Consider the following 21,078-nt stretch of genomic DNA (forward strand, 5'->3'; position numbering starts at 1 on the left):
GGCCGGACGGACCGTCGGAAAGGCGACGACGCGTGTGGGATTTCCTGCGGCGGCGGGCACCCCGAGCAGACGGGAGTCCCGAGCAGGCGGGAGTCCCGGGCCCATCCGTGCGCGTCGCCGCATGGTCAGGGGTCAGGAGCGGCTCGGCGAGCGGGATGCCAGGGCGTCCCGGTGGCCACCAGGGCGGCCCCCAGGCCGGTCAGTGCGGCGCCCAGGCCCGTGACCAGGGTCGTGAGGTGCCATGCCCGGCATGGCGGCCTCCCCGGCCGACCGGACCCAGCACCGGGACCATTGGTCCCTATTGCGACCAGCCATATCGGGCCGGTAGGCCATCGGACAGGGACCGGCAGCCCCCGGGTGGAGGACACGGTGCGCCGCTTAGCGTCCTGGCCATGGAGAACGATCAGAACGCACGGCAGCGGGAGTCGCGCGCCGCTGAAGGCTGGCCGCTGGCGGCCCGCAGGCTGCTCACGCGCAGCGAGGTGTCTGCCGACGGCCGCGCCGTGTTCGGCACCGGCGATCCGCAGTGGGAGGGCTTCTACCGGGACCGGTGGGCCCACGACAAGGTGGTGCGCTCCACGCACGGAGTGAACTGCACGGGCTCGTGTTCGTGGATGGTGTACGTCAAGGACGGCATCATCACCTGGGAGCACCAGGCCACCGACTATCCGTCGATCGGCGCCGACTGCCCCGAGTACGAACCGCGCGGCTGCCCGCGCGGGGCGTCGTTCTCCTGGTACACGTACTCGCCCAGCCGCGTCCGTTACCCGTACGTGCGGGGTGCGCTCCTGAAGCTGTGGCGCGAGGCGCGCAAGCGGCTCGGTGACCCGGTGGCCGCCTGGGCCGAGATCACCGGCGACCCGGCCAAGGCGCGCGCGTACAAGCGGGCCCGCGGCAAGGGTGGTCTGGTGCGCGCCGACTGGGACGAGGTGAGCGAGCTGATCGCCGCCGCCCACGTGCACACCGTCAAGACGTACGGCCCCGACCGCGTCGCCGGCTTCTCGCCGATCCCTGCGATGTCGATGGCCTCCTTCGCCGCCGGCGCCCGCTTCATGTCGCTGATCGGCGGCACGCTGCTGTCGTTCTACGACTGGTACGCCGACCTGCCGATCGCCTCGCCGCAGGTCTTCGGTGACCAGACGGACGTGCCGGAGGCAGCGGACTGGTGGAACGCCGGGTATCTGATCATGTGGGGTTCGAACATCCCCGTCACCCGCACGCCGGATGCGCACTTCCTGACCGAGACCCGTTACAACGGCACCAAGGTCGTCGCGGTCAGCCCCGACTACGCCGACAACGTCAAGCACGCCGACGAATGGCTGGCCCCGCACCCGGGCACCGACGGGGCGCTGGCCATGGCCATGGGTCACGTGATCCTGCGCGAGTTCCTCGTCGACCGCGAAGTGCCGTACTTCCAGGACTACATGCGCAAGTTCACCGACGCGCCGTTCCTGGTGGCCTTGCGCGAACACGACCAGGGACTCGTCCCCGACGGGTTTCTGACCGCCGCCGATCTCGGCTGTGACGAAGGGACCGAGGAGAACGCGGCGTTCAAGACGGTCCTCCTGGACCGGGCCACCGGCGATCCGGTGGTCCCGGGCGGCTCGCTCGGCTTCCGGTGGGGGGATGCCGGGCGAGGCCGCTGGAACCTCGATCTGGGCGATGTCGTACCGGAGTTGAGCCTGCTGGAGCGGGCCGAGGAGAGCGTCGAGATCGCGCTGCCCCGGTTCGACGAGGGTGGCACCGAGGGCGGTTCGGTCATGGTCCGGGGCGTTCCCGTCCGCCGGATCGGCGGACGGCTCGTGACCACCGTCTTCGACCTGATGCTCGCCCAGTACGGGGTACGGCGTCCCGGCCTGCCGGGCACATGGCCGTCGTCGTACGAGGACGCATCCGAGCCCTACACCCCGGCCTGGCAGGAGACGATCACCTCGGTTCCGGCGGAGCAGGCGGCGCGGATCGCGCGGGAGTTCGCCCGCAACGCGGAGCGCACGCAGGGCCGGTCGATGATCGCGCTGGGTGCGGGCACCAACCACTGGTTCCACTCGGACACCATCTACCGCGCGTTCCTTGCACTGACCACCATGACCGGCTGCCAGGGTGTCAACGGCGGCGGCTGGGCGCACTACGTCGGCCAGGAGAAGGTCCGCCCGGTCACCGGACAGCAGCACCTGTCGTTCGCCTTCGACTGGCAGCGGCCCACCCGGCACATGGCAGGCACCTCCTACTGGTACCTGAACTCCGACCAGTGGCGCTACGAGGCCTTCGGCCCCGAGGAGCTGGCTTCCCCGCTCGGTGACGGACGGTTCGAGGGCAAGGGGTTCGCCGACTGCCTGGCGCAGGCCGTGCGACTGGGCTGGACGCCCGGTCACCCCGGCTTCAACCGCAACCCGCTCGACCTGACGGACGAAGCCCGGGCCCAGGGCAAGGAGGTCGCCGGGCACATCGTGGACGAGCTGAAGTCCGGGCGGCTGCGGTTCGCCGCCGAGGACCCCGACGACCCGGCCAACTTCCCCCGTGTGCTGACGGTGTGGCGGGCGAACCTTCTCGGCTCGTCCGGAAAGGGCAACGAGTACTTCCTGCGCCACCTGCTGGGTACGGACGCGGCGGTCCGCTCCGAGGAGACCCCGCCCGAGCACCGGCCGAAGGATGTGGTGTGGCGGGAGGAGGCACCCGAAGGCAAGCTCGACCTGCTGGTCACGATGGACTTCCGGATGACCTCCACCGGCCTGCTCGCCGACGTCGTCCTCCCGGCCGCGACCTGGTACGAGAAGGACGATCTGTCCAGCACGGACATGCACCCCTTCGTGCACGCCTTCACCCCGGCCATCGCCCCGCCCTGGCAGGCCCGCACCGACTACGACATGTTCCTCACGATCGCCGACCGGTTCAGCGAGCTGGCCGCCGAGCACCTCGGCACCCGTACCGACGTCCTCGCCGTGCCGCTGCTGCACGACACCCCCGACGAACTCGCCCAGCCCGGCGGGGTCGTACGGGACTGGAAGGCCGGCGAGTGCGAACCGGTTCCGGGCCGGACCATGCCGAAACTGGTCGTCATCGAACGGGACTACGCCGCGATCGGGCAGAAGATCCGCGCCGTCGGCCCGCTCCTGGACACCTTGGGCACCACCACCAAGGGGGTCACCGTCCACCCGAACCAGGAGATCGAGGACCTTCGACGCCGCAACGGCACCGTCAGGGACGGAGTCGCCGCAGGACGGCCCTCGCTCGCCACCGCGAGCAACATGTGCGAGGCGATCCTCGCGCTGTCCGGCACCACCAACGGCCGTCTGGCCACGGAGGGCTTCCGCGCACTGGAGCGGCAGACCGGCAGCGAGGGCCTGGTGGAACTCGCCTCCGAGCGCGAGGCGGAGCGGATCACCTTCGCCGACACCCGCACCCAGCCACGCTCCGTGATGACCTCCTACGAGTGGTCGGGCTCGGAGACGGGCGGGCGCCGCTACTCGCCGTTCGTCATCAACACCGAGCACAAGAAGCCCTGGCACACCCTCACCGGCCGCCAGCACTTCTTCGTCCAGCACGACTGGATCACCGAACTCGGCGAGCAGCTGCCCGTCTACCGGCCCCCGTTGAACACGCCCCGGCACTACGGCGACGAGCACCTGCGCGAGGACGGCCGGGCGGAGGTCACGGTCCGCTATCTGACCCCGCACTCCAAGTGGTCCATCCACTCGAACTACCAGGACAACAAGTACATGCTCGATCTGTCCCGGGGCGGACCCACGATCTGGATGTCCACCGCCGACGCCGAGAGGATCGGCGTCAGGGACAACGAGTGGATCGAGGCGTACAACCGCAACGGCGTCGTCGCCGCACGGGCCGTGGTCACCCACCGCATGCCCGAGGGCACCGTGCACATGTACCACGCCCAGGACCGCAACGTGAACGTGCCGAGGACCGAGGTCAGCGGCAAGCGCGGCGGCATCCACAACTCGCTCACCAGGCTGCTGCTCAAGCCCACCCATCTCGCGGGCGGTTACGCACAGTTCACGTACGCCTTCAACTACTACGGCCCGACCGGCAACCAGCGCGACGAGGTCACCGTCATCCGCCGTCGCTCGCAGGATGTGGAGTACTGACATGCCCCGTGGCGAAGCCACCATCGGACGCGTGATGGCCCAGATCGCGATGGTGATGAACCTCGACAAGTGCATCGGCTGCCACACCTGCTCGGTCACCTGCAAGCAGACGTGGACCAACCGGCCCGGCGTCGAGTACGCCTGGTTCAACAACGTCGAGACCAAGCCGGGTGTCGGCTATCCGCGCCGCTACGAGGACCAGGAGCAGTGGAAGGGCGGCTGGATGCTCGACAAGCGGGGCCGCCTGGTCCTGCGCTCGGGCGGCCGCGTCAAGCGCCTGCTGTCCCTCTTCTCCAACCCCGACCTGCCGTCCATCGAGGACTACTACGAGCCGGTCACCTACGACTACGACAACCTCGTCAACGCACCCGCCGGGAAGGACATCCCGGTCGCCCGCCCGCGCTCCGTCCTCACCGGCAAGCCCACCGCCATCACCTGGGGCGCGAACTGGGAGGACGGCCTCGGCGGCGCACCCGAGCACGCCGGCGGCGACCCCAACCTGAGCGGGGAATGGGCGGAGAAGGTCAAGTTCGAGTTCGAGCAGACCTTCCTCTTCCACCTGCCCCGTCTGTGCGAGCACTGCCTCAACCCGGCCTGCGTGTCGGCCTGTCCGTCGGGCGCGATGTACAAGCGGGCCGAGGACGGCATCGTCCTCGTCGACCAGGACAAGTGCCGCGGCTGGCGCATGTGCGTCACGGCGTGCCCGTACAAGAAGGTGTACGTCAACCACGCCACCGGCAAGGCCGAGAAGTGCACCTTCTGCTTCCCGCGCATCGAGGCCGGCCAGCCGACGGTCTGCTCGGAGACCTGTGTCGGGCGGCTGCGCTACCTCGGTCTGCTGCTGTACGACGCCGACCGCGTCGGCGAGGCCGCCGCCTCCCCCGACGAGCACGACCTGCTGGACGCCCAGCGCGGTGTGTTCCTCGACCCGCACGACCCCGAGGTCCGCGCGGCGGCACGGGAGTCCGGAATCCCCGAGGACTGGCTGGACGCCGCGCGCCGCTCCCCCGTGTACGACCTGGTCATGCGCTACAAGGTGGCGCTGCCGCTGCACCCGGAGTACCGGACGATGCCGATGGTCTGGTACGTCCCGCCGCTCTCCCCCGTCCTCGACGCCGTCGACGCGGCGGGCGGAGACCAGGACGACCCCGACCACGTGTTCGCCGCCGTCACACGGCTGCGCATCCCCCTGGAGTACCTCGCGGAGCTGTTCACCGCCGGGGACACGGACGTCGTCGCGGGAGTGCTGATGAAGCTGACCGCGCTGCGCTCGTACATGCGCGAACGCACCCTCGGCGAGACCGGGGACGAGGCGACGCTCAAGGCCGTCGGGCTCACCGCAGGGGAGGCGGAGGACCTGCACCGGCTCCTCGCCGTCGCCAAGTACCAGGACCGGTACGTCGTCCCCGCCGCCCACAAGGAGGACGCGGCCGCGCTGACCGCGATGGAGAACCACTGCCCGGTCGAGTCCTCCGACACCGGCGAACCCCGCAAGGTCATGCTCGGCATCCCCACCCTGCGCCGCCGTACGTCCGAAGCCCCCGCCGGAGGCCACCCGTGAGCCCGCTGCCTACGACCGTTCCCGCCATCATCCGCACCCGCGTCCGGGCCGCCGTACGCCGCCCCGGCCGCGCGGCCCGCCCGGGACGTCCGACCCTGCTCACACCGGAGGAGACCCAGGACCGGGCGCTCGTGCTGCGGCTGCTGTCGCTGCTGCTGCAGTACCCGGACACCGAACTCGCCGCCGCCCGGCCGGTGCTCACCGCGACCGTCGAGGCGCTGCCGGCCTCGCCCGCCGCCGAGCAGCTGGCCGCCTTCACCTCCTGGTTCGCCGGACAGGAGCCCGAGGCGCTGGAGAGGCACTACGTCGAGATGTTCGACCTGCGCCGCAAGAGCAGCCTCTACCTCACCTACTACCTGCACGGTGACACCCGCCGCCGGGGCATGGCCCTGCTCACCCTCAGCCAGCGGTACCGGGCCGCGGGCTGGGACACCGACGGCGGCGAACTGCCCGACCACCTGCCGGTCGTGCTGGAGTTCGCCGCGCTCGGCGGCCCACGGGCGGGCGAGGCGCCGCTACGTCAGCACCGGCGCGGGCTGGAGCTCATCCACCGCGCCCTGACCGACTCCGACTCCCCCTACCGGCACGTCCTGGCCGCCCTGCTCACCCTCCTGCCGCCGCCCACCGAGGCGGATCTGCAGGCGGTGGCCGAGCTGGCCGCCCAAGGCCCGCCCAATGAGGACGTCGGCCTCGACTCCTACGGGTCAGGCGAGTTCGCGCCGCCCGGCACCTTCGTACCGCCCGAGCAGGCACCGCCCACCCTTATGCCGCCCCTGTCCACCCCCGTGAACCCGGAAGGCTCCCCATGAGCGCCGCACCCTCCCCTCTCGCCGCAGCGAGCGGCGCCGACCTGCTCCTGTGGGTCGCCCTCCCCTACATCTGCCTCGCCGTGTTCGCCGTCGGACACGTCTGGCGCTACCGGCAGGACCAGTTCGGCTGGACCTCGCGCACCACCCAGCTCCTCGAACACCGCTGGCTGCGCTGGGGCAGCCCGCTGTTCCACCTCGGCGCCTTCATGGTGATCGCCGGACATGTCATGGGGCTCGCCATTCCCGACTCGTGGACCGAGGCCGCGGGCATCTCCGAGCACGCGTACCACACCACAGCCGTCTGGGGTGGTTCCGTCGCGGGCGTCGCCATGATCACCGGACTCGGCATGCTGTGCGCCCGCCGGCTGCTCACGCGGACGATCCGGCTGGGTACCGACCGCAGCGACAAGCTTCTCTTCCCCCTGCTGTCCGCCACCGTCGTGCTGGGCATCACCGCCACGGCCGCCCACAACGTCCTCGGCGCCGGCTACGACTACCGCTCCACCGTCTCCGTATGGTTCCGCGGCCTGTTCGTTCTCCAGCCCCGGCCCGAGGCCATCGCCGGGGCACCGCTGCTGTTCCAGCTGCACGTCCTGAGCGCCTTCCTGCTCTTCGCGGCCTGGCCGTTCACCAGGCTGGTGCACGTGTGGAGCGCCCCGATCGGATACCTGGCCCGGCCGTACCTGGTCTACCGGCGGCGAGCCACAACCGCCGCGGCCCCGACGACCGCGGGCCGGACCCGGCCGGCCTCGGGCTCCCGGCGAGCCGCATGAGTCACGGGCCGGCGCTCGCACCGGACGCCCCGCCCACCCTGCGCCCGTACACGGTGGGCGGGAGCCGCCGAACGGGGTGGGTGATGGTCCTCACCGGGATCATCGGCTGGCTCGCCTCCTTCCAGCTCACCGTGGACGACTGGCGGATGCTCCACGATCCCGCCTACCGGCCGCCCTGCAACATCAGCCCCGTCGTCAGCTGCGGCAGTGTCATGTCCAGCCCGCAGGGCAGCCTGTTCGGCTTCCCCAACATGCTGCTCGGACTGGGCGCCTTCGCCGCGGTGACCGCCCTGGGCGTCGCCGTGCTGTCCGGGGCGCGCCTGCACCGGCGGATGTGGCTCGCGCTGGACGCCGGCGCGCTGGTGGGGGTGGTGTTCGTGCACTGGCTGATCGGGCAGTCGCTGTACGAGCTCAACAGACTCTGCCCCTACTGCGTCGTCGTCTGGGCCGTCACCATCGCCCTGTTCTGGTACGTCACCCTGCACTGCCTGGAACGGGGGATCGTCCCGGCGCCCCGGGGTGCGCTGAATGTCGTCCGCGACACCCACTGGATGCTCCTCGGCGCCTGGTACGGGGTGATCGTGCTGCTCGTCCTCACCCGCTTCTGGCCGTACTGGAAGAGCCTGCTGTAACCACCGGCACACCCCGCACGAGCCGCTCACGGCCACCCGGACACGAGCAGGGGCCCGACACCGGGGAGCGCTGCCTCAGCACGGACCTGTTTCACGACGAGTAGGGGCACCGCACCGTGACGGGCCCACTGGCGGCGTCAGCGGCCTTCTTGCCTGAGCCGGTCCTGGGCCTGGGTGGCGATGACGGCGGCCTGGATGCGGCGCTCGACGCCGAGTTTGGCGAGCAGACGGGAGATGTGGTTCTTGACCGTCTTCTCGGCGAGGTAGAGCCGCTGGCCGATCTGGCGGTTGGTCAGCCCCTCGCCGATCAGGGCCAGGATCTCCCGCTCCCGGTCGGTCAGTCCCGGCAGGGCGTCGGGCTCGGGCTCCGGCTCCTGGCCCTGGCGCAGCCGGGCCATCAGCCTGGCGGTGGCGCTGGGGTCGAGCAGGGACTGGCCGGCGGCCACCGTGCGCACGGCCGACACCAGGTCCGAGCCCTGGATCTGCTTCAGCACGTACCCGGACGCTCCGGCCATGATCGAGTCCAGCAGGGCCTCCTCGTCGTCGAACGAGGTCAGCATCAGGCAGGCCAGCTCCGGCAGCCGCGAGCGCAGCTCCCGGCACACGGTCACGCCGTCGCCGTCGGGCAGCCGCACGTCGAGCACCGCCACCTGCGGGCGCAGCGCGGGCACGCGCACCAGCGCCTGCTCGACAGTGGCGGCCTCGCCGACGACGGTGATGTCCGGTTCGTCGTTCAGAAGGTCGTGCACCCCGCGCCGTACCACCTCGTGGTCGTCCAGCAGGAAGACCCGGATCGGGTTGTCGGGGCCGGGCCGCTCGCCGTCCGCCATCGATGCTCCTAGCTCGCTTGTACGCCAACTGAATCCTGCACCGGACGCCCCCTGGGCGCGACCGGTCCATACCCGATCCTGCGCGATCCCGGGCCAAAGGACCAGGGCCGATCGGCCCCACCGGCCCCAGCATCTCGTCTGCCCACGGGTACCCGATCGGAGCGCCTCCCCGGAGCCGGCCGCTGCCTCCGTCGGCTCGCACAAACCGTGGCGCGAGCGTGGTCTCCGGATGCCTGTCACGCTGCGCACTCCCGCCCCACGGCAGCGCACTGCCGTGCCGTGCAGGGTGGCAGATCAGCGTGATCCATCCCGCGGCAGCGGATTCCGCCCGGATCGAGGGGACGGGTGCGGCGCGACTCGGGGCCGATCGGCCCCACCCATCCACGAGGACGTCCGGCACCCGCCGACGCGCCGCGCCGCCGTCGACCCTGGTACCGCCGGCACCGACGGGTGCCTGAGACCACGGAACCCGCGAGGCCATCCGGCCCCGGTATCCGGGGCCGGTCAGACGTCGGCCGGGGACCTGGCGGACCTGCGCAGCACAGCGGTGCCGGAGGGAAGCTGCTGGGGGAAGCGGCGCCGATCCCCCGCGGCGCCGCTCTCCTGCGGACCGCCGACTGTGCGGCTTCACATCTCGACGACGGAGGCACACCCATGACCCGCCACGACGACCGAACCGTGACCGCTGCCCCCGCCGAGGCGCCGTCGGACATCGCCGTCGACGTCGACCGGCTGGTCACGAACGGGCTCAAGGCACTGGCCGACTACGAGGCGCTGACCCAGGAGCAGGTGGACCACATCGTCAAGAAGGCATCGGTCGCCGCCCTGGACCAGCACACCGCGCTGGCCCGGCTCGCGGTGGAGGAGACCGGCCGCGGCGTCTTCGAGGACAAGGCGGCCAAGAACATGTTCGCGTGCGAGCACGTCACACACGGCATGGGCCCGATGAAGACCGTCGGGGTCATCGCCCGTGACGACATCGAGGACATGGTGGAGATCGCCGAGCCGGTCGGCGTGGTGGCCGCCATCACCCCGGTCACCAACCCCACCTCCACCACCATCTTCAAGGCGCTGATGGCACTGAAGACCCGCAGCCCGGTCGTCTTCGCCTTCCATCCCTCCGCGCAGCGCTGCAGCGCGCAGGCGGCCCGGATCGTGCGAGACGCCGCCGCCGCCGCAGGGGCACCGGAGCACTGCGTCCAGTGGATCGAGACTCCGTCGGTCGAGGCCACCGGCACGCTCATGCGCCACCCCGGGGTCGCAGTGATCCTCGCCACCGGCGGCAACGCCATGGTCAAGGCCGCCTATTCGGCCGGAAAGCCCGCCCTGGGCGTCGGAGCCGGCAACGTCCCCGCCTACGTCCACAAGAGCGCCAAGCTGCGCCGAGCCGTCAACGACCTGGTGCTGTCCAAGTCGTTCGACAACGGCATGATCTGCGCCTCCGAACAGGCCGTCATCCTGGACGACGAGATCTACGACGCGGCGCTGACGGAGTTCCGTGCGCTGCACGCCCATCTGGCCACGGCCGAGGAGAAAGCGAAGCTGGAGGCGTTCCTCTTCCCGGCCGGCGGGGCGACGGGCGGCGGATGCGAGCCCAAGGTGAACTCCGCTGCCGTCGGCCAGAGCCCCGCGTGGATCGCCGAGCAGGCCGGTTTCACCCTGCCCCCCGGCACCTCGCTCATCCTGGTCGAAGCCGACCGGGTAGGCCCGGACGAGCCGCTGACCCGCGAGAAGCTGTGCCCGGTGCTCGCCGTACTGCGCGCCGCCTCCGAACAGCAGGGCTTCGACCTCGCCGCCGACATGGTCGCCTTCCACGGCCAGGGCCACAGCGCCGCCATCCACACCGAGGTTCCCGCGCTGGCGGAGGCGTACGGCCGGCGTATGAAGACCGTACGGATCATCGTCAACTCCCCGTGCTCGCAGGGTGCCATCGGCGGCATCTACAACAGCCTGCTGCCGTCGCTGACGCTGGGCTGCGGCTCCTGGGGCAGCACCTCGGTGTCCGACAACGTCTCCGCCGCGCAGCTGCTGAACGTCAAGCGGGTCTCCACCCGCCGCAACAACCTCCAGTGGTTCAAGGTCCCTCCGAAGATCTACTTCGAGCCGCAGGCCATCCGCTATCTGCAGGCCATGCCGGACGTCCACCGCGTCACCATCGTCACCGACACGACCATGACCCGCCTCGGCTTCGTCGACCGCGTCAACCGCGTCCTGCAACGCCGCCGCGAGCCGGTCACCGTGCAGGTCATCGACAACGTCCGGCCCGAGCCGAGCATCGACTCCGTGCGCCGCGGCGCCGACCTCATGCGGGACTTCCGCCCGGACACGATCATCGCTCTGGGCGGCGGCTCGCCGATGGACGCGGCCAAGGTGATGTGGCTGCTCTACGAACACCCGGACATCGACTTCGCCGACATGCGGCAGAAGTTCTCCGACATCCGCAAGCGCGCCTTCCGCTTCCCGACGCCGGGCACCCGGGCCCGCCTGGTGTGCGTGCCCACCACCTCCGGCACCGGCGCCGAGGTCACCCCCTTCGCGGTCATCTCCGACCCGGCGACGGGCAAGAAGTACCCGCTGGCCGACTACGCCCTCACCCCCAGCGTGGCCATCGTCGACCCCCTGCTCACCACCGGGCTGCCTCCGACGCTGGCCGCGGACAGCGGCTTCGACGCCCTCACCCACGCCATCGAGGCGTACGTCTCCGTCTATGCCAACGACTTCACCGACGGCCTCGCCCTGCACGCGATCCGCCTGATCTTCGGCAACATCGAAGCGGCCGTGAACAACCGCGAGGGCTCCGCCGAAGGCCGGGAGAAGATGCACAACGCCGGCACCATCGCGGGCATGGCCTTCGGCAACGCCTTCCTCGGCATCGTCCACGCCATGTCCCACACCCTCGGCGCCACCTTCCACATCGCGCACGGCCGCACCAACGCGGTCCTGCTGCCGCACGTCATCCGCTACAACGGCACCGTCCCGGAGAAGCTGACGGGCTGGCCCAAGTACGAGAGCTACCGCGCCCCGGAACGCTTCCAGGACATCGCCCGCACCCTCGGCCTGCCCGCCGCCACCCCACAGGAGGGCGTCGAGTCCCTCGCCCGCGCGGTGGAGCGGCTCCGGGACGCGGTGGGCATCGAGCCGTCGTTCCAGGCCCTCGGCGTCGACGGGCGTTCTTTCCTGGACGCCCTGCCCCAGCAGGCCCTGAACGCCTACGAGGACCAGTGCGCGCCGGCCAACCCGCGGATGCCGATGCTCGACGACATGCAGGGCATCATGCGCGCGGCCTACTTCGGACCGGCCGAGGCGCCTGGCGCATAGGACCGATCGCAGGAGTTCCCAGCGCAGCAGCCCAGAGCTCCCGGCCGGAGGGTGAACCGGTCGGGAGCTCTGGACTGCCTCGATCACGCCGTGCCGGGTCACCCCGTCAGAGCGCCCGCAGCCCGTGCTCCCGGAACTGCTCACGGACGCGCTCCGTCAGGTCCGGGTCCGGGGTGGGTGTGTCGCGCAGGGGGAAGGGGATGCCCAGCGCGTCGTATTTGTGGGCGCCGAGCTTGTGGAACGGCAGGACGTCGACGCGATCGACGTTGCTCAGCCCGGCGAGGAACGTGCCGAGCCCGTCGACGGCCGCCGGGGCGTCGGTCCAGCCGGGCACGAGGACGTAGCGGACCCACACCGGGACACCGAGCCGGTCGAGACGGGTGGCGAAGTCGAGGGTGGGGCCGAGTTCGCCTCCCGTGAGTTTCCGGTAGGTCCGGAGGTCGAAGGACTTGATGTCCAGCAGGACCAGGTCGGTGTCGGCGAGCAGTTCGTCGGTCGCGCGGGCGCCGAGGAAGCCGGAGGTGTCGAGGGCCGTGTGCAGGCCGAGCTCCTTGCAGCGGCGGAAGATCTCGGCCGTGAACGCGGGCTGCAGCAGGGCTTCTCCGCCGGTGAGCGTCACTCCCCCGCCTGCGGTGGTGACGAAGGGCCGGTACTTGCCGATCTCGGCCATCACCTCGTCGACGGTGGTCTCCTTGCCGTCGCGCATGTGCCAGGTGTCCGGGTTGGCGCAGTACAGGCAGCGCAGCGGGCAGCCGCTGAGGAACAGCACGAACCGGGTCCCGGGACCGTCCACGCCGGTGGACAGGTCCCAGGAGTGGATCCGGCCCGGGACCTGTCCGGTGGCGCGCTGCGCCGTGGTGTTCACCGTGCTCCGTGGAAGGTGCGGCTGATCACGTCGAGCTGCTGCTCGCGGGTCAGCCGGACGAAGTTGACGGCGTACCCGGAGACCCGGACGGTCAGCTCCGGGTACTTCTCCGGGTGTTCCATGGCGTCCTCCAGCGTCGCCCGGTCCAGGACGTTGACGTTCATGTGGAAGCCACCGGAGGCCATGTACGCGTCGAGGATGCCGACCAGATGGCCCGCACGCTCGGCCGGGTCATGCCCCAGCCCCTCGGGCGTGATCGTCGTGGTCAGCGAGATGCCGTCCCGGGCCTGCTCGTACGGGAGCTTGGCCACCGAGAGCGCCGAGGCGGCGACCCCGTGCCGGTCGCGGCCGTTCATCGGGTTGGCACCGGGTGCGAACGGGGTGCCGGCGCGGCGGCCGTCGGGGGTGTTGCCGGTGTGCTTGCCGTAGACGACGTTGGAGGTGATCGTCAGCACGGACTGGGTGTGCTCGGCATCGCGGTACGTGGGGTGACGACGGACCTTGGCCATGAACGACCCCACCAGGTCGACGGCGATGCCGTCGGCGCGGTCGTCGTTGTTGCCGTACGCGGGGAAGTCCCCCTCGGTGCGGAAGTCGACGGCCAGCCCGGTCGCGTCCCGGAACACCTTCACGCGCGTGTGCCTGACGGCCGAGAGGCTGTCCACGGCGACCGACAGCCCGGCGATGCCGCACGCCATGAAGCGGTGCACCGGGTGGTCGTGCAGCGCCATCTCGATGCGTTCGTAGGCGTACTTGTCGTGCATGTAGTGGATGACGTTGAGCGTGTTGACGTACGCCTCCGCAAGCCAGTCCAGGACACGGTCGTACGCCGCCGACAGCTCGTCGTAGTCCAGGTACTCACCCGTCAGCGGCGGCGTCTCGGGCGCGATCTGCTCGCCGGTCATCTCGTCCCGGCCGCCGTTGATCGCGTACAGCAGCGCCTTGGCCAGGTTGACGCGGGCGCCGAAGAACTGCATCTGCCGGCCCACCGCCATCGCGGAGACGCAGCAGGCGATCGCGGTGTCGTCGCCGGTGCGCGGGCGCATCAGGTCGTCGGACTCGTACTGGATGGCGCTGGTGTCGACGGAGACCTGCGCGCAGAACTCCTTGAAGCCCTCGGGCAGCCGCGGCGACCACAGGACGGTCAGGTTGGGCTCGGGGGCCGGGCCGAGGTTGTACAGGGTATGCAGGAAGCGGAAGGAGGTGCGGGTGACCAGCGGGCGGCCGTCGGTGCCGATGCCGCCGATGGACTCCGTCACCCAGGTCGGGTCGCCGGAGAAGAGGGCGTCGTACTCGGGGGTGCGCAGGAACCGTACGATCCGCAGCTTGATCACGAAGTCGTCGATCAGCTCCTGGGCGCGCGTCTCGTCGATACGGCCCTCGTCCAGGTCACGCTGAAGGTAGACGTCCAGGAACGTCGAGGTGCGGCCCAGCGACATCGCGGCGCCGTTCTGCTCCTTCACCGCGGCCAGGAAGCCCAGGTAGAGCCACTGCACCGCCTCGTGCGCAGTGCCGGCGGGCCGAGTGACGTCGCAGCCGTACGAGGCCGCCATCTCGGCCAGCTCGCCCAGCGCCTTGATCTGCTCGGCCAGTTCCTCGCGGTCGCGGATGACGTCCGGGCTGGAGGGCCGCGCGTCCAGCAGGGCCCGCGCGGCGCGCTTGGCCGTGATCAGCCGGTCGGTGCCGTACAGCGCGACACGCCGGTAGTCGCCGATGATCCGGCCGCGGCCGTAGGCGTCCGGCAGGCCGGTGATGATCCCGGCCTTGCGGGCGGCACGCATCTCGGGGGTGTACGCGTCGAAGACACCGTCGTTGTGGGTCTTGCGGTAGGTGCTGAACACACGCGTGACGAAGGGGTCGGCCTTGTAGCCGTACGCCTTCAGCCCGTTCTCCACCATCCGCAGCCCGCCGCCCGGCATGATCGCCCGCCGCAGCGGGGCGTCGGTCTGCAGGCCGACGATCAGCTCGCGGTCGCGGTCGATGTAGCCCGGCCGGTGCGAGGTGATGGTGGAAGGGGTGCCCGGGTCGACGTCGAGGACACCGCAGCGCCGTTCCTCGGGGAACAGCCGGGCGACCTTGCCCCAGACGGCGAGCGTGCGCTCGGCCGGCCCGGCCAGGAACGCGGAATCGCCCTCGTACGGTGTGTAGTTGGCCTGGATGAAGTCGCGCACATCGACGTGCTCCCGCCAGCGCGTACCGGCGAAGCCCCGCCATGCCTCGGTCGTCGCCCGGGGTCCAGCCGTCACCGTTTCCGTCATCGCCGGTCTCTCCCTCACTCTGCGGGTGAACTGTCCGCACCCTCGATCCTCGTCACTCGCGGTGCCCGCGAGGAGGGCCTGTCGGCGTACCAGGGGGCACCGTCCGTCCCTCGCTCTCCGGGCCGTCGGGCCCGGCCGGGCAGGGCCTCGCCACCCCGGGCCGGGCCCCGGACAGCAGGCCGAACGGCCCTCTGTCCGCGGCCCGTTGGCATCGGTCAGCCGTCCCAGGACCAGTCCGTGACCTCGGGCAGGTCGGTGCCGTGGATGCGGATCCACTCGTGGTGGCGCAGGCGGGCATCCTCCATCCGCTGCCGTACGGCGGCGGCACGCACCGCGAGGCCGGGGACACGGTCGATGACGTCCATGACCAGCCGGTAGCGGTCGAGGTCGTTGCGGACGACCATGTCGAACGGCGTGGTCGTGGTCCCGATCTCCTTGTAGCCGCGTACGTGCAGGTTCTTGTGGCCGGTGCGACGGTAGGCCAGGCGGTGGACCAGCCACGGATAGCCGTGGTACGCGAAGATCACCGGGCGGTCCTGAGTGAACAGGCCGTCGTACTCGAAGTCGCTCATCCCGTGCGGATGTTGCTCGCTCGGCATGAGGCGGGCGATGTCGACGACGTTGACGACCCGCAGCGCCAGCTCCGGCAGATGGGTGCGCAGCAGCCGGGCGGCGGCCAGGACCTCCTGTGTGGGGACGTCGCCTGCGGCCGCGAGCACCACGTCCGGCTCCCGCCCGCCGTTCTCCGTGCCGGCCCATTCCCAGATGCCGGCGCCGCGCGCACAGTGGGCCTTCGCCTGCTCCATCGTCAGCCAGTCGAAGCACGGCTGCTTGCCGGCGACGATCACGTTGACGTAGTCACGGCTGCGCAGCACGTGGTCGGCCACCGACAGCAGGGTGTTGGCGTCCGGCGGCAGATAGACCCGCACAGCCTCCGGGCTCTTGTTGAGGATGTGGTCGACGAATCCGGGGTCCTGGTGGGAGAAGCCGTTGTGGTCCTGCCGCCACACATGCGACGTCAACAGGTAGTTCAAGGAGGCGATGGGGGCTCGCCACGGCATCCGCCGGGTGACGCGCAGCCACTTGATGTGCTGGTTGACCATCGAGTCGACGATGTGCACGAAAGCCTCGTAGCAGGAGAACAGCCCGTGCCGACCGGTCAGCAAGTAGCCCTCCAGCCAGCCCTGGCAGGTGTGCTCGGACAGGATCTCCATCACCCGGCCGTGCCGGTCCAGGTGTTCGTCCACGTCCAGGATCCGGGCCTGCCACGCCTTGCCGCTGGCGCCGTAGACGGCCTGGAGGCGGTTGGAGGCGGTCTCGTCGGGGCCGACGAGACGGAAGTCGCGCCGGTCGGTGGTGGCTCGCATGACGTCTTCCAGCAGGTCGCCGAGGACGCGGGTGGGTTCGTGCAGGGTCGCTCCGGGTTTGTCGACCTCGACGGCGTAGCGCTCCAGCGGCGGCAGGGGCAGTTCGCGCAAGCGCAGTCCGCCGTTGGCGTGCGGGGTGGCGCCGAGCCTGCGGGCGCCGTCCGGGACGCAGGCCAGGACGTCCGGCCGGGGGCTGCCGTGCTCGTCGAACAGTTCCTCCGGGCGGTACGACCGCAGCCACGCCTCCAGCTGCCGCAGGTGGTCGGGGTTGTCCCGGACGGCGGACAGCGGGACCTGGTGCGAGCGCCATGTGCCCTCCACCGGCAGCCCGTCGACCTCCGCGGGTCCCGTCCAGCCTTTCGGGGTGCGCAGCACGATCAGCGGCCAGCGGGGGCGCTCGCCGGCGCCGTCCTCGCGGGCGGCGCGCTGGAACGCGGCGATGCGGTCCAGTGCGGTGTCCATGGCCTGCGCCATCGCACGGTGGACGACGGCCGGGTCGTCGCCGGAGACGTGGATCGGGTCGTGGCCGTAGCCCCGGAGCAGTTCGTCGAGTTCGGGCTCGGGGAGCCTGGCCAGGACCGTCGGGTTGGCGATCTTGTAGCCGTTGAGGTGCAGGATCGGCAGGACGGCCCCGTCGTGGACGGGGTCGAGAAACTTGTTGGAGTGCCAGGACGCCGCCAGCGGCCCCGTCTCGGCCTCGCCGTCGCCGATCACACAGGCCACGACCAGACCGGGGTTGTCCAGGGCGGCGCCGTAGGCGTGCGAGAGGGAGTAGCCGAGTTCGCCGCCCTCGTGGATCGAACCGGGTGTCTCGGGCGCCACATGGCTGGGGACACCGCCGGGGAACGAGAACTGCCTGAACAGCCGGGCCATGCCGGCCGCGTCCCGGGTGACGTCGGGATACGTCTCGGTGTACGAGCCTTCCAGCCAGGAGCCGGCGACCACCGCGGGACCGCCGTGCCCGGGTCCCCAGATGCACAGGGCGTCCAGGTCACGAGTCCTGATGACACGGTTGAGGTGGGTGTACACGAGGTTCAGGCCCGGTGAGGTGCCCCAGTGGCCGAGCAGCCGCGGCTTGACGTGCTCCGGGCGCAGCGGCTCGGTCAGCAGGGGGTTGGCCATGAGGTAGATCTGGCCGACGGACAGGTAGTTCGCGGCGCGCCAGTGGGCGTCCAGCGTCCTCAGTTCGTCGTCGGTGAGTGAGGCGGAGGCCTGCTGTGTGTCGACGGACATCCTGGATTCCCTTCCGGGTCGGGTTCGGTCGGAGGTGCATACGGGTCCGTGCCTCCCCACCCTTCCCTGTCCGCCCGGATCCCCGACAGGGCCGACCGGGCCATCCGTCTCACCGCTGGGCTCGTCCTCGGTTCGCCGGCACCAGCGCCACAGCGCAGTGGGCGTGCTGCAACAGGACCTGCGCGACCGCGCCCAGCGGTGGACCGAGCCGGCCCGCGCGCTGCCGGGTCCCGATGACCACGACGCCGGCCTCGCGCGTCCCCGACAGCAGGGCATGGGCCGGACTGGTGCGGACCGTGCGGCTGTCGACCTCCACCTCGGGGTACTCCTCGCGCAGCCCGGCGATGCCGATCCGCGGAACGGCTTCCTCCACCCGGTCGTTGCGGGACCGGCGCTCCTGGCCGGAGCTCGTCGCGGCCGCCAGCGAGGACGGTTCGGGGGTGAGGTGCCGGTGCGTCGAGCATTGCAGGACACGCAGCCGGGCCCCGCGCCGCGCCGCCTCCTGGAAGGCATAGGCGGCCGCGGCCTCGTCGGCGTCGCTCTCCAGGCCGAGCAGCACCTCGCGATTCCCGCCGCAGGGGTGGTCGCCGCGGGCGATCACCAGCGGACCGTGCACGCGCGCGGCCAGGCGCCAGCTCACCGAGCCGGCCAGCAGACCGGTGACAGTGCCGAGTCCCCGGGTGCCCACGACAGTGAGAGCCGCCCCCGCGCTCTCCTCGGCCAGCGCACCCACGGCGCCGCCCTCCACGGCCCTGCTCTCCACCGGCAGGCCGGGATGCCGCTCGCGGACCCGTGCGGCGGCCGACGCCAGAACCGGCCCCGCTTCGTCACGGTCGGCCACGGCGTACACGATCCGCAACGTGGTGCCGCGGCGCACCGCGTCCTCGGCGGCCCAGTCCAGTGCCCGTACGGCGGCCGGCGAACCGTCCACTCCGACGACCACGTAACCGTCAGTCATTGTCCTCTTCCTTCCTGTTCCGTTCTGTTCGGTGCACGGGTGCCATCCACCCCCCGGATGCCAAGGGTGGTGGCGGGTTCGCCGCCCGGCCGGACGTCGACACCGCGGCGGCTCCATGAGAGATGCTCATGGTCCGCGGACGCTGCGGGCAGAGGCCGACCGAACCCGTCCGCACGCCGTAGGGCCCGACCCGTCGGGCCCTACGGCCCCGGGAGCGGGCCGGCGCGGAGGAACGGGAAGCGACGTTCGGACGGTGAGGTCCACGCGAGCTCACGCCCGGTGACCAGCTCGGGCTCGCCACGGACGAAGACCTCCCGCGGCGCGGGCACCCGGGAGACCGGGCCGGTGCGGTCCAGGCCCTCGCGCTCGGCAGAGTCGGTCACCACCGTGGCCGAGCCCGTGACGACAACGCTCCAGCCGGAGTGCCGGGCCGCGTCGACGGCGTCGGCCTCGAAGGCGACGACCGCGCCGGCCCGTGGCCTGGCGGTGCACGTCCGGGTGCGCTCCCTCCTGCCGGTCAGTACGGTGCTGTCCCGGCCCCGGACCGGGGCAGCAGTAGTGACGTCGAAGCAAGTGACGCAGGTCGTCGGGTGTTGGAGGGACGGCATGGCCGGCAAGAAGGTGGCGAAGGTGCCGGTCGCGGCATACGAGCGCGAGCTGCTGCGGCTGCAGACGGAGCTGGTGAAACTGCAGGAGTGGGTGCGCGCCGAGGGTGCCCGGCTGGTCGTTGTCTTCGAGGGGCGGGACGCGGCGGGCAAGGGCGGCACCATCAAGCGGGTCGCCGAGTACCTCAACCCGCGCATCGCCCGGATCGCGGCGCTGCCGAAGCCCACCGAGCGCGAGCGCACCCAGTGGTACTTCCAGCGGTATGTGGAGCATCTGCCGGCGGCCGGGGAGATCGTGCTGTTCGACCGGTCCTGGTACAACCGGGCGGGGGTCGAGCATGTGATGGGCTTCTGCACCAAGGAGGAGCACCAGCTCTTCCTGCGGCAGTGCCCGATCTTCGAGCGGATGCTGGTGGAGGACGGGATTCTGCTGCGCAAGTACTGGTTCTCGGTGAGCGACGCCGAGCAGCAGGAGCGCTTCCGGCGTCGGCTGGCGGATCCCCTGCGGCGTTGGAAGCTGTCCCCGGTCGACCTGGAGTCGATCACGCGCTGGGAGGCGTACTCGCGGGCCAAGGACGAGATGCTGGTGCACACCGACATCGTGGAGGCACCGTGGTTCGTCGTGGAGAGCGATGACAAGCGCCGTGCCCGGCTGAACATGATCGCCCACCTGCTGGACTCCGTGCCGTACCACGAGGTGCCGCCATCGGTGCTCGATCTGCCGGCACGGCCGCCGTCGACCGGCTACGAGCGCCCGCCGCGCGATCTGCAGACGTACGTCCCTGATCACGCGGCGGGCCTTTGACACACCGGTCAGGCGTCGTGCTCCCGGTGCGGTACGACGGCGACCGGGCAGGCGGAGTAGTGCAGTGCCGCGTGGGCGACACGTCCGAGCTGGAGCCCGAAGTGCCCTTCGCGACACCGGGCACCGACCACCAGCAGGTCGGCCTCGTGCGAGGCGTCGACCAGAACCCGGCGGGCGTGGCCCTCGACGGTGCGCCGGCGCACCTCGATGTCCGCCGGGACGGCCTGCAGCGCCGCCTCCAGTTCCCCGGCCGCCTTCTCCTCGTACAGGCGTGCGGGCTCACCGCCCGGCTCGGGGTACGCCCGGACGAAGTCCGGGTGAGGGTGGCCGGTGGTGTCGTGCGCGGGGCACCGCCAGGCCCGTACGGCTTCCAGAGGCACGCCGCGTCGGCGGGCCTCCTCGACGGCGAAGCGCACGGCCGCCGACTCCTTCGCGTCGTCGCCGACGCCCACGACGACACGACCGCGCACCGGGGGCGTCGCCTGGTTGTCGTGGCTGCCGCGCAGCACGATCACCGGGCAGTCGGCGTGGGCGGCGACGGCCAGACTGACGGAGCCGAGCAGCAGCTCGGCGATGCCGCTGCGGCCGCGGGTGCCCACCACCAGCGCGGACGCGTTCCGTCCCTCGCGCACAAGGACGTACTCCGGCTCCTCGAACACCACGTCGGCGGTCACGTTCAGGTCGGGGTGCCGGGCGCGTGCCCGCCGAGCAGCGGCGCCGACGACGTCCTGGGCCAAGGGCAGCGACGCGGCCGGCCTGCCGACGTCCCGGGCGAGTGCGGCGCCCTCGTACCGCTCCCACAGGCAGGCGAACACCACCCGCAGCGGCACCCCGCGCAGCGCGGCCTCGTCGGACGCCCAGTCGACGGCTCGCAAGCTCGGCTCGGAACCGTCCACGCCCACGACCAGGGGCCCGGACAGGGCTCGTTCGACCGGTGCGTTCATGATCTCCACTCCCTCCCGTG

Annotated in this window: 14 protein-coding genes; 7 read left to right on the plus strand and 7 right to left on the minus strand. The window is 71.2% G+C overall.

Features of this window, described 5'->3' with window-relative positions; translation table 11 throughout:
* Positions 1-392 precede the first annotated feature (392 nt).
* From ACZ4Z5_RS01040 to ACZ4Z5_RS01060, 5 genes are read left to right on the plus strand one after another with little or no spacing between them, the layout of a single operon-like run.
* On the plus strand, positions 393-4,100 hold the full coding sequence (locus tag ACZ4Z5_RS01040; RefSeq protein ID WP_468254713.1) for a nitrate reductase subunit alpha: 3,708 nt from the start codon (positions 393-395) through the stop codon (positions 4,098-4,100).
* Position 4,101: 1 nt separating this feature from the next.
* Positions 4,102-5,661 (plus strand): nitrate reductase subunit beta, encoded by a 1,560-nt coding sequence (gene narH, locus ACZ4Z5_RS01045; protein ID WP_468254715.1) that lies wholly within the window; start codon positions 4,102-4,104, stop codon positions 5,659-5,661.
* Positions 5,658-6,470, plus strand: coding sequence for a nitrate reductase molybdenum cofactor assembly chaperone (gene narJ, locus ACZ4Z5_RS01050; RefSeq protein ID WP_468254718.1), 813 nt, complete (start codon positions 5,658-5,660; stop codon positions 6,468-6,470). The genes narH and narJ overlap by 4 nt, the downstream gene beginning before the upstream one ends.
* Positions 6,467-7,243 (plus strand): respiratory nitrate reductase subunit gamma, encoded by a 777-nt coding sequence (gene narI / locus ACZ4Z5_RS01055; RefSeq protein WP_468254721.1) that lies wholly within the window; start codon positions 6,467-6,469, stop codon positions 7,241-7,243. Before narJ ends, narI begins: the two co-directional genes overlap by 4 nt.
* On the plus strand, positions 7,240-7,875 hold the full coding sequence (locus ACZ4Z5_RS01060) for a vitamin K epoxide reductase family protein (RefSeq protein WP_468254724.1): 636 nt from the start codon (positions 7,240-7,242) through the stop codon (positions 7,873-7,875). Before narI ends, ACZ4Z5_RS01060 begins: the two co-directional genes overlap by 4 nt.
* A gap of 137 nt (positions 7,876-8,012) precedes the next feature.
* Here ACZ4Z5_RS01060 and ACZ4Z5_RS01065 read toward each other — a convergent pair whose 3' ends face one another.
* Entirely contained in the window at positions 8,013-8,705 is a 693-nt protein-coding gene (locus ACZ4Z5_RS01065) for a response regulator (RefSeq protein WP_468254727.1), read from the minus strand.
* Positions 8,706-9,359: 654 nt separating this feature from the next.
* Between ACZ4Z5_RS01065 and adhE the strand changes: the two genes are divergently transcribed.
* Complete coding sequence (gene adhE, locus ACZ4Z5_RS01070) at positions 9,360-12,023, plus strand: bifunctional acetaldehyde-CoA/alcohol dehydrogenase (protein ID WP_468254730.1); 2,664 nt, start codon at positions 9,360-9,362, stop codon at positions 12,021-12,023.
* Between the two features lie 106 nt (positions 12,024-12,129).
* Here the strand turns inward: adhE and pflA are convergent, their stop codons facing one another.
* From pflA to ACZ4Z5_RS01095, 5 genes are all read right to left on the minus strand, one after another.
* Positions 12,130-12,888 carry a pyruvate formate-lyase-activating protein gene (gene pflA, locus ACZ4Z5_RS01075; protein WP_468254733.1) on the minus strand — a complete coding sequence of 253 codons (759 nt, stop codon included), beginning with the start codon at positions 12,886-12,888 and terminating at the stop codon, positions 12,130-12,132.
* Positions 12,885-15,146 carry a formate C-acetyltransferase gene (pflB, locus tag ACZ4Z5_RS01080; RefSeq protein ID WP_468254736.1) on the minus strand — a complete coding sequence of 754 codons (2,262 nt, stop codon included), beginning with the start codon at positions 15,144-15,146 and terminating at the stop codon, positions 12,885-12,887. Before pflB ends, pflA begins: the two co-directional genes overlap by 4 nt.
* Before the next feature lie 215 nt (positions 15,147-15,361).
* Complete coding sequence (locus ACZ4Z5_RS01085) at positions 15,362-17,746, minus strand: phosphoketolase family protein (protein ID WP_468254738.1); 2,385 nt, start codon at positions 17,744-17,746, stop codon at positions 15,362-15,364.
* 109 nt (positions 17,747-17,855) lie between these two features.
* Complete coding sequence (locus tag ACZ4Z5_RS01090) at positions 17,856-18,704, minus strand: universal stress protein (protein ID WP_468254741.1); 849 nt, start codon at positions 18,702-18,704, stop codon at positions 17,856-17,858.
* 200 nt (positions 18,705-18,904) lie between these two features.
* On the minus strand, positions 18,905-19,312 hold the full coding sequence (locus ACZ4Z5_RS01095; RefSeq protein WP_468254744.1) for a pyridoxamine 5'-phosphate oxidase family protein: 408 nt from the start codon (positions 19,310-19,312) through the stop codon (positions 18,905-18,907).
* Between ACZ4Z5_RS01095 and ppk2 the strand changes: the two genes are divergently transcribed.
* Complete coding sequence (gene ppk2, locus ACZ4Z5_RS01100) at positions 19,311-20,114, plus strand: polyphosphate kinase 2 (RefSeq protein ID WP_468254747.1); 804 nt, start codon at positions 19,311-19,313, stop codon at positions 20,112-20,114. The genes ACZ4Z5_RS01095 and ppk2 overlap by 2 nt on opposite strands.
* A gap of 8 nt (positions 20,115-20,122) precedes the next feature.
* Here ppk2 and ACZ4Z5_RS01105 read toward each other — a convergent pair whose 3' ends face one another.
* Positions 20,123-21,058, minus strand: a complete 936-nt coding sequence (locus ACZ4Z5_RS01105; protein WP_468254750.1) for a universal stress protein — start codon at positions 21,056-21,058, stop codon at positions 20,123-20,125.
* Positions 21,059-21,078: the final 20 nt, after the last annotated feature.

The sequence above is a fragment of the Streptomyces sp. NPDC030222 genome, from assembly GCF_055573115.1.